The sequence below is a fragment of the Peribacillus sp. P4_D6 genome (assembly GCF_056401795.1).
The window spans coordinates 1-8,555 of record NZ_JBFUIQ010000147.1 but is presented as its reverse complement, the minus strand read 5'-3'; the positions used below and the strand labels follow the sequence as shown (position 1 = coordinate 8,555).

The window sequence follows — 8,555 nt, the reverse complement described above, 5'->3', positions numbered from 1 at the left end:
CTTATAGGCAGGTTGCCCACGTGTTACTCACCCGTCCGCCGCTAATCTCAGGGAGCAAGCTCCCRTCGATTCGCTCGACTTGCATGTATTAGGCACGCCGCCAGCGTTCGTCCTGAGCCAGGATCAAACTCTCCGAAGAAAYGTTTGACTTGCTCATTTGCTTTTTTGATAGTGTGTGCTCACTTAAAATTTAACGTTGGCGCTTTGTTTTGTTCAGTTTTCAAAGAGCAATTTCCACAATCGTTCTTTCGAACGGCTGTTTATTCATCATAACATCTTATTGATTAGTTGTCAACTTCTACGAAGTTTTTAACTTATTTTAAATCGCTGTGTTTTTCAGCGACCATTTCATCTTATCATTTTCACAGTAAGAAGTCAATAGTTATTATTTCTTTCAGCAACCTGCCAAAAGCGATGAAGTTTTGCGTTTGTCTTAGTTGGTGCTTATTTATATTAATCCTTTCCCACCATTAAGTCAACCCATTTCATACATTTTCTTTTCAAATGAATTAATCACTTATATAAGGAATAAATGTGCCTGTCACACCTTGTCTTCCTCTTAAAACATATAATCCAGGAAAATCATTTATCCCAACCATTTGAACTACCGCTTCCCCTTCAACTAAGTAATGCCTTTGGCAAAATCCATAAACCATGCAAGTGATAGGTTATGGCAATAACAACTTAAATAGATGAGAAAACGAATAATTAGTTGCATCAATCGAATACTGAAAACGGATTGCTCCTTCCAGGTAGAGTTATTAAACATTAAACCGCTAAAACACAGGGTTCCATTGTCCAAATATTAAAAAATTTTTTTACAATTTTACTTACTTATACTATAATAAATATATTTTAAAAATTTCAGGAGAGACTTTTAATCATTATAAAAAATAGTTGGGAGAGGGATTTATAAATGATTAATAAAAACACATCTTTGAGGATGCAAAGTATCGTTTTTATTGGCTTTATGGGGGTAGGAAAGACGACGATCGGACAGAAGGTAGCCAGGAAATTATATAGGGACTTTATTGATATAGATCAAGAAATTGAAAAGGAATTCAATATGCCCACTACGGAAATCTTCAAGAAGTTTGGGGAAAAAGCTTTTCGCGAAAAAGAAAAAAGTGTGATTGAAAGCCTTAGTCAACAACAATTGAAAATCATTTCAGTTGGAGGCGGGGCCTTTTTACAAGAGGATATACGGAATATCTGTTTAACCAACTGCATCGTCTTTTACCTGGACTTATCTTGGGAATACTGGAAAGAGAGAATAGGCTTGCTTATTGATAGTAGACCTGTTTTACAAAGCCGGTCCCTTGAGGAAATCGAAGAACTCTTTTACACGAGACAGGAAATATACTCCTATCACCATTCAAAAGTGAATACCAATGATCTAGATGTTGATGAAGTGGCAGACTTTATAGTCGATTCATTGAAAGTGGCCTGGGATATTTATGAACCGCTTAAGTAAGGCAAACCTTTTTGATATGTAATCAATGTTCCCAATAAAAGAATAATAGAAAAGATGAAAAGGGCACAGCGGTACCTAACCTCTGTAAACTAATCACCTTTTTATTCTTCTTTTTTAGGAAGACTCTCTAATAATCAGTTCTGGATTCAATATGATTCGCTGTTGTTCCCGTTCTATTTTCTCCATTTGCTGATACAAGAGATTCGCTGCCTCTTTCCCAATACGTCTAGGGAATGAGGAAATGGTCGTTAGCGGAGGATGATAGATTTCTGCGACTGGAACGTTATCGAACCCAACGATATCTATATCTTTTCCAGGAGTAATTCCTTTCATCATTAACCCTTGCATAACACCAARGGCAATTAAGTCGCTAAAGCAAAAAATTGCGGTAGGCGGATTAGGATTGTCAAGTACTTTCAAAACAGCCTCAAGCCCCCCCTCCCGTGTAGGGGCACTATCTATCACCAACGATTCATCCACTTCCAATCCCGCTCTTGAAAGAGCTTCACGGTATCCCTCCATTCTCTCGATCCAAGTAGAAGACTCCTTAATGCCACCAAGGAGCGCAATTCTTTTATGCCCCTTTCCAAGGAGATGATCAACGGCGATCCTGGCTCCTTCTGGATAATCTATGCCTACATAGTCGCTATTCACTCCAGGCAGTTCCCTGACAGCAAGCACCATCGGCGTGTCAATTTCATTTAACCGTTCAATTGTATCTTGTGAGCTTTCAGAGACAGGACAAAGAATCAGGCCACCCACCCTGTGTTCCATCATGGTTGAAAGGAGATGATCTTGCTTGGCAACCGAGTCAAATGTAGTCCCCAGCAACACTGTATACCCTACCTCATCCAATGCATCGTGAACACCTATCAGGAATTCAGAAAAAAAGGTATTTGATATGTCGGTAATAATGATTCCTACAGTATCAGAACTCTGCGACCTTAGGTTTGCTGCAATTCTATCGTAAACATAACCCAATTCATGCATGGATTTTAGCACCTTTTTTCGCGTCGCTTCCGATATTCGAGGGTTATTGCGAACGATAAGGGAAGCAGTGGATGTAGATACCCCAGCATGTTTTGCTACCTGTTGCAGCGTGACCCGCCCTTTTTTGGATTGTTTCATAGTTCAATCACCATCTTGAATGTATTTTTGATGTACTTATTATTATCATGTTCTTACTATAATAATAATATAGTTACTGTCATTATTACACCCTTGCTTTTGGAACATGGGAATCTCAACGATCATTAATCACGCCAAAACATCTATATCCACTATTCATTAGTCCAAAAAAAAACGCCATCCTAGTTCCGGAAGATGGAGTTTTAAGTAAATCCTTCAATATTTTTTATTTTTAGCCATGGTTAAATATGGTCTGGTGCTGTGTCAATTTCTTATACCGGTAATATACGAAAGCTGCAGCCAGGATTCCTATAGTAGCAATAAAGCAATCAAAAAGAAATATATGCGATATATCCCCACTCTTAGCGATCAAGCCCGTTGCAATTGGTAAAATGACGCTCGCCAAACTGGATGCCGTCGCAACGATCCCTGTTACAGTTCCTTTTTTTCTCCAGAAAAGTTCAGTCATTATTGCAATGGTTAATTGAAAGATCCCAGCTGTCGAGGCTCCAAGGAAAAAGGAGCTAATACTTAAGACAATAGGTGAATGAATCGTTAATATGATGATTACCGTAAGTAAAGTAATCATTGGATAAAGCAATATCACCGTCACGGGCTTAATCCATTTGTTTAATAAGATGGATAATAGCAGGACGGAAATAAGTGACCCCACACTATAATAGCTCAATAATTTAATTGCACTTGAAGATTGCATCCCTGCGACTTCCTGGCCGAAACTCGGTAACCAGATTTGCGAAACTGTAAATAACGCAGTTGATGTAAACCCAATTATGATTAGTGCGACTCCTTCGCTCCAAAATTTTGGTTCCGTTATGAACCTGTTACTATGCAAATCCTCTTCTTTACTGACAGCTTCGGATTTGCTTGGAAATGAAGCGGACATCACCAAAAACATATTCATGAAATAGACGACAGCCGGTACGAAAAATGCAAACCCGTAAAATAATTGGTTCGTAGTAAGAAACAAGATGATGAATGGCAGGATTGTAGCACCAAGCGAACCAAAAGCCTTAACCATAACACTCGCGGAACCAGCAGATTCAGGAAACATTTCAGTTAGCGCCGGATATGTACCAGCATCCATGGCTGAGTTGGAAATTCCCGCAAGTAAGGCAAATACAAAGGCCATTTCATATGAGGGAGAAAATGGAATCCCAATTAAAAAAACGCCCATTATAACCGAAGAGACCATGATTAATGGTTTTCTTCCAAATTTATCTGATAATACTCCCGAGAGACCATACGTGAGTAATCTGCCTATTCCTATTGCTGCAATAAGATAACTAATGCCAGTAGAGTCCGTATCCCATTGTTCTGTTAAAGAGGGCATGTTGGAGGCGAGAATTATATTAACCATCCCCAGCAGAAAATAGTTAATATACATGCCAGATGCCGCTTTAAAATACTGATTTTTCATTATTACACCCCTATAATAAATCACGTTGTGTTTCTCCCATATAACACCTTCATGCATAATGTAATTACATTGAAGTCTCCCCTTTATGTTATCCATTTACATGAAAACCACTTTTCAAAAAAAAACGCTAAGAAAAACAAGGGATCTCACGCCCTGCATTTCTTAGCTCCGAGGTTTTTTTAATCATTTAACAAGATGCACATCGAGTATGAAAAAACCTCTATTTGGAGAGCAATCTCCAGAGTGGAATCATTTTATTCTGCAAACAATTGCTCTTTGATGAAATCAACAGGCATTTGTTGGCCTGTCCATAATTCAAAGGCTAGTGCCCCTTGCCAAAGCATCATCCCAAGACCATTAATAGCTGTAGCACCTACAGCTTCAGCTTGTTCCATTAGTTTAGATTTTCGTGGGATGTAAACAACATCGGTTACGATTAAATCTGGACGCAGCATTGATTCGTCTTGAATGACACTTAGGCCTTCAAGTGGTTTCATGCCAACGCCGGTTCCATTTGCCAAAATATCACTAGTTGCGATTTCAGCCTTTAATTGTTCAACATTTTCAAGAGGGTATACATTGGCTTTCACATTTAAATGCTTCATATCCTCATTGATGATTCGTGCATTCTCTTCTGCTTGCGGGAAGAATGCATCATCACGAGCAAAAATGCTGATTTCCGCCACACCTTCCAGCGCAGATTGAATGGCAATTGGAGTAGCAGCCCCACCAGAACCGATAAGAGTCATTTTCTTGCCTTTAATATCAATACCATTTTCTTTTAGGTTCCGGGTATATCCCATTCCATCAGTGCTGTGCCCTACGAACTTTCCATCGACATTGACAACAGTATTAACGGCTCCTGAAAATTTAGCACTGTCCGCCAATTCATCAAGATATGGAAGGATCTTCATTTTATTAGGCATGGATACGTTAAATCCTTTTACATTTAATGCACGCATCCCTTTGACTGCATCTTCAAGCTCTTCATTTCCAACCTCAAATGCTAAATAGGCGCAATTCAAGCCTAATTTATCGAAAGCTAAATTATGCATGGCAGGTGATAATGAATGTCCGATAGGTGTTGCAAGCAATCCTACTAATTCTGTTTTCCCATTAATTCGTCCTAGATTTTCCATGTTCTATTCCCCCTGATTTTTTAAACTTTATATAAATTCCTTCTTGGAAGGATTTATGAGTTAAATATTTTGATCAATGATTTCCAATACATTTCTTAATTGAGCAACAGGAATTTGCCCTGGTGCAGATGCTTCTTTTCCGGCACCGAATGTACAAGCAGATCCAAACACCGCACCTGATAATCGACTGACCAGGCCTGTACCCGACATTGACATCGTAATGAATGGGCGATCGGCATACTCTGTTTTCATTGTGTAAGTTGCATCTAATAATACGAGTAAGTCACCAACTGTTTGGGGCATTACAGCGATTTTGGGAATATGGGCGCCCAATTCCTGCATCTTACGCAATCGGTAAATGATTTCTTCTTTTGCTGGTGTCTTATCGAAATCATGGTTACACATCACTACGTATACGCCATTTTCCTCAGCTACCTTCACAGTCTCCTTCACTGGTGATTCCTCAAAAAACAACTCCACATCGACAAGATCAATATTCTTCGTTTTAATTGCTTTATGAAGAAGTTCGAAATAATAATCATCGCTGATTTGCTTGTTTCCGCCTTCTTTATGGCTTCTAAATGTGAAAAGCAGCAAAGTACTAGGAACAGCACTTCTAAGTTTTGAAATCATATCCGAAACGGCTTCTAAACTTTCGACTTGTTCAAAGACATCTACTCGCCATTCAATGATATCCGGCCGTAGCGCATTTACCGTTTCAACTTCTTTAAGCAGTTCTTCTTCCGTTGTCCCCATTAGTGGAACGATGATTTTTGGAACCCCTTCTCCGATCGTTACGTCTTTGATCGTGATTGTTTGCATGATGTTTCCCCCTTTTATTAATATCATCAGTAGGGTTCATGCCCCACTGATGTTCGGTTAGACCGTTTAATTGGAAACTTTAATTACCTTCTTGTATCGATAGGCAACGAAAACGGCCAACAAAATACTAATTGCCGCAATTGCCACATCAAACAAGAAGACCGCAGTTAACCCAGCATTCTTGGAAATGATACCTGTAATGAAAGGTATGATGATAAAGGCTGAACTACCTGCAATGTTTACATATGAAGTGATTGTACCTTTATTGGCAGGGAAGAATTCTGTGATTATTGTCATGGCTAATTGGAATACCCCTGCAGTTGAAAGCCCTATGAAGAAAGCGCTCAAAACGGTTATAAATGGTTGCTGGATGTAGATGAGTGACAATAAAGATAATGCAGCAATGACCGGATAGATAATCATGACGGTAATGGGCTTAATTACTTTATTCAATAGAACAGCTAGTAAAATGACAGAAATAAGGGAGCCAATACTATAGTAACTAAGCAATTGAACAGCCTTAGCTTGGGTTAGCCCCAATACATCTTGTCCGAAGTTCGGAAGCCAGACTTGAACCAACATGAATAAAGCAGTTGATGTGAAGCCTAATAGTATGACGGCCAAACCTTCCTGAGCAAACTTCGGTTTTGAGAGGAATTGCTGTTGAACCGGCACAGCTTGTTCATCATTCCGAGTTTGGCTTTGGGCTTTATGATCCGGGAATGAAACCTTAAGCAGGAAAAACCCATTAACAAGATATACAGCAGCCATTAAGAAGAATGTATACCCGTAAAACATATCTCTAGCTATAAAGAACGCCATGATAAATGGAAGAAGTGCGGCACCGATTGAAACGAACGCTTTTACTAATACGGTAGCGGAACCAGCTTTCTTTTGAAAAGCCTCAATAAGTGCTGGATACGTACCTGCATCCAAAAATGAATTGGCAATACCAGCACATACAGCAAATATAAATGCCAATGTATAGTTAGGAGCCAAAGGTATGCCTATAAGGAAGATCAGGTAGATAAAAGATGCTGAAACAACAAATGGTTTCCTTCCTAATTTATCCGACAGTCTACCGGCGAAAAATAAAGAAACTAACTTACCGATTCCTATGGCAGAGACCAAGTAACTTATCCCTGAGGCACTTGTATTTAATTGATTTGACAAATTTTCCATATTTGATCCAATGATAATATTGATCATGCCTAAAATAAAATAGCTAATATATAAACCTGTGGCCATTTTTATAAATGGATTTTTCATGAAACACACCCCTATTTAAAAAGTTATCGAAATGCAATTTGATTCTTAAGTCTTTCAGATGTTGCCCCCTTGCCCCATACCATAAATTCAAGAAAAATAATTACGTACTAAATAAAACAATAAACATCATAGACTAACCGGCTAGTTAGTACATCGTTCTACTAACTTTGCATTACTAGTATATCGTTCTACTAAATGCAAGCGATTAGAAAAGTATTGAAAAAACATTTATGCTACCGTAAATTAGTTAAATTTATTTAGTATATCGTTCTACTGGATTATTATACTGCGCTAATTTAATTGTGTCAAACTCATGAAGCAGTCCTTAATGACCATAGAGCATTTCCTCATCCTCATTATTTTTAAATTCCGAAGGTCTCATTTTGGATCTCATTTACCTTAAAAGTTCAGCCCTGCCTTGTATTCGTTAGTGTTCATACAAGTTGGTAGAATACCTTTTATTTGCAGAGGCACCAATTATTTTATCCTTTATGAGGGCTTCCTTCTATTTTGATATTCCCCACATTTTTAGTACCAGTTTCTGAATTAATTTCATTTTAGCTAAAATATATGTACTGCTGCTTATTTATATCAATTATCCAGTTATTTGCAATTCGATTTTAATAACCCATTGTTTAAGCAGGCAGTACTAATATCTCGCTTATATCCTAAGTTACGATAGTCGAAACGGTTTAAATTTAAAAGGATGAACAATTTTCGATTTCAGTCCCTTTCAATGGTGATGTAACAGCTTCTATATATATAACAGGGCTCCATAATTTGTTCTTAACGCAAAAAAAGACCAGCCCGATGGCTGATCTTTTCAAATGGCTTGGCGGCGTCCTACTCTCACAGGGGGAAACCCCCAACTACCATTGGCGCTGAAGAGCTTAACTGCCGTGTTCGGAATGGGAACGGGTGTGACCTCTTCGCTATCGCCACCAAACATTTAATCTTTTAGCACATTTATTATCATAACATGTATGAAGTCAAAATGCAAGAAGAAATTTTCATTCCTTCAAAACTAGATAATAAGAAGAAGGTATTTCATTTTTTAAAAAGCGTTGGTTAAGTCCTCGATCTATTAGTATCAGTCAGCTCCACATGTCACCATGCTTCCACCTCTGACCTATCAACCTGATCATCTTTCAGGGATCTTACTAGCTTGCGCCATGGGAAATCTCATCTTGAGGGGGGCTTCATGCTTAGATGCTTTCAGCACTTATCCCGTCCGCACGTAGCTACCCAGCTATGCCTTTGGCAAGACAACTGGTACACCAGCGGT

6 protein-coding genes and 3 rRNA genes are annotated in these 8,555 nt (G+C 38.6%); 1 reads left to right on the top strand and 8 read right to left on the bottom strand.

Annotated features, from left to right (window positions below; translation table 11 throughout):
- Positions 1 to 139: ribosomal RNA gene (locus AC1DVB_RS23450) — 16S ribosomal RNA — on the bottom strand; the annotation flags it as partial.
- 777 nt (positions 140 to 916) lie between these two features.
- On the opposite strand from AC1DVB_RS23450, the gene AC1DVB_RS23445 reads away from it, so the two are divergent.
- Positions 917 to 1,474, top strand: a complete 558-nt coding sequence (locus tag AC1DVB_RS23445; protein ID WP_057277282.1) for a shikimate kinase — start codon at positions 917 to 919, stop codon at positions 1,472 to 1,474.
- 114 nt (positions 1,475 to 1,588) lie between these two features.
- Here the strand turns inward: AC1DVB_RS23445 and AC1DVB_RS23440 are convergent, their stop codons facing one another.
- The 7 genes from AC1DVB_RS23440 to AC1DVB_RS23410 form a co-directional block, all read right to left on the bottom strand.
- On the bottom strand, positions 1,589 to 2,602 hold the full coding sequence (locus AC1DVB_RS23440) for a LacI family DNA-binding transcriptional regulator (protein WP_477591177.1): 1,014 nt from the start codon (positions 2,600 to 2,602) through the stop codon (positions 1,589 to 1,591).
- Positions 2,603 to 2,834: 232 nt separating this feature from the next.
- Positions 2,835 to 4,040, bottom strand: coding sequence for an MFS transporter (locus tag AC1DVB_RS23435; RefSeq protein WP_057277280.1), 1,206 nt, complete (start codon positions 4,038 to 4,040; stop codon positions 2,835 to 2,837).
- Positions 4,041 to 4,294: 254 nt separating this feature from the next.
- Positions 4,295 to 5,179: a shikimate dehydrogenase gene (locus tag AC1DVB_RS23430; RefSeq protein WP_057277279.1), complete on the bottom strand. Its 885-nt coding sequence runs from the start codon at positions 5,177 to 5,179 to the stop codon at positions 4,295 to 4,297.
- Between the two features lie 60 nt (positions 5,180 to 5,239).
- Entirely contained in the window at positions 5,240 to 6,001 is a 762-nt protein-coding gene (aroD, locus tag AC1DVB_RS23425) for a type I 3-dehydroquinate dehydratase (RefSeq protein ID WP_477591175.1), read from the bottom strand.
- Between the two features lie 66 nt (positions 6,002 to 6,067).
- Positions 6,068 to 7,270 (bottom strand): MFS transporter, encoded by a 1,203-nt coding sequence (locus AC1DVB_RS23420; RefSeq protein WP_057277277.1) that lies wholly within the window; start codon positions 7,268 to 7,270, stop codon positions 6,068 to 6,070.
- Positions 7,271 to 8,100: 830 nt separating this feature from the next.
- Positions 8,101 to 8,216 (bottom strand): 5S ribosomal RNA (gene rrf, locus AC1DVB_RS23415).
- 118 nt (positions 8,217 to 8,334) lie between these two features.
- Positions 8,335 to 8,555: ribosomal RNA gene (locus tag AC1DVB_RS23410) — 23S ribosomal RNA — on the bottom strand; the annotation flags it as partial.

Coding starts and splice junctions, on each gene's coding strand:
- aroD (WP_477591175.1), bottom strand. CDS start 6,001: ATGCAAACAATCACGATCAAAGACGTAACGATCGGAGAAGGGGTTCCA.
- AC1DVB_RS23435 (WP_057277280.1), bottom strand. CDS start 4,040: ATGAAAAATCAGTATTTTAAAGCGGCATCTGGCATGTATATTAACTAT.
- AC1DVB_RS23445 (WP_057277282.1), top strand. CDS start 917: ATGATTAATAAAAACACATCTTTGAGGATGCAAAGTATCGTTTTTATT.
- AC1DVB_RS23420 (WP_057277277.1), bottom strand. CDS start 7,270: ATGAAAAATCCATTTATAAAAATGGCCACAGGTTTATATATTAGCTAT.
- AC1DVB_RS23430 (WP_057277279.1), bottom strand. CDS start 5,179: ATGGAAAATCTAGGACGAATTAATGGGAAAACAGAATTAGTAGGATTG.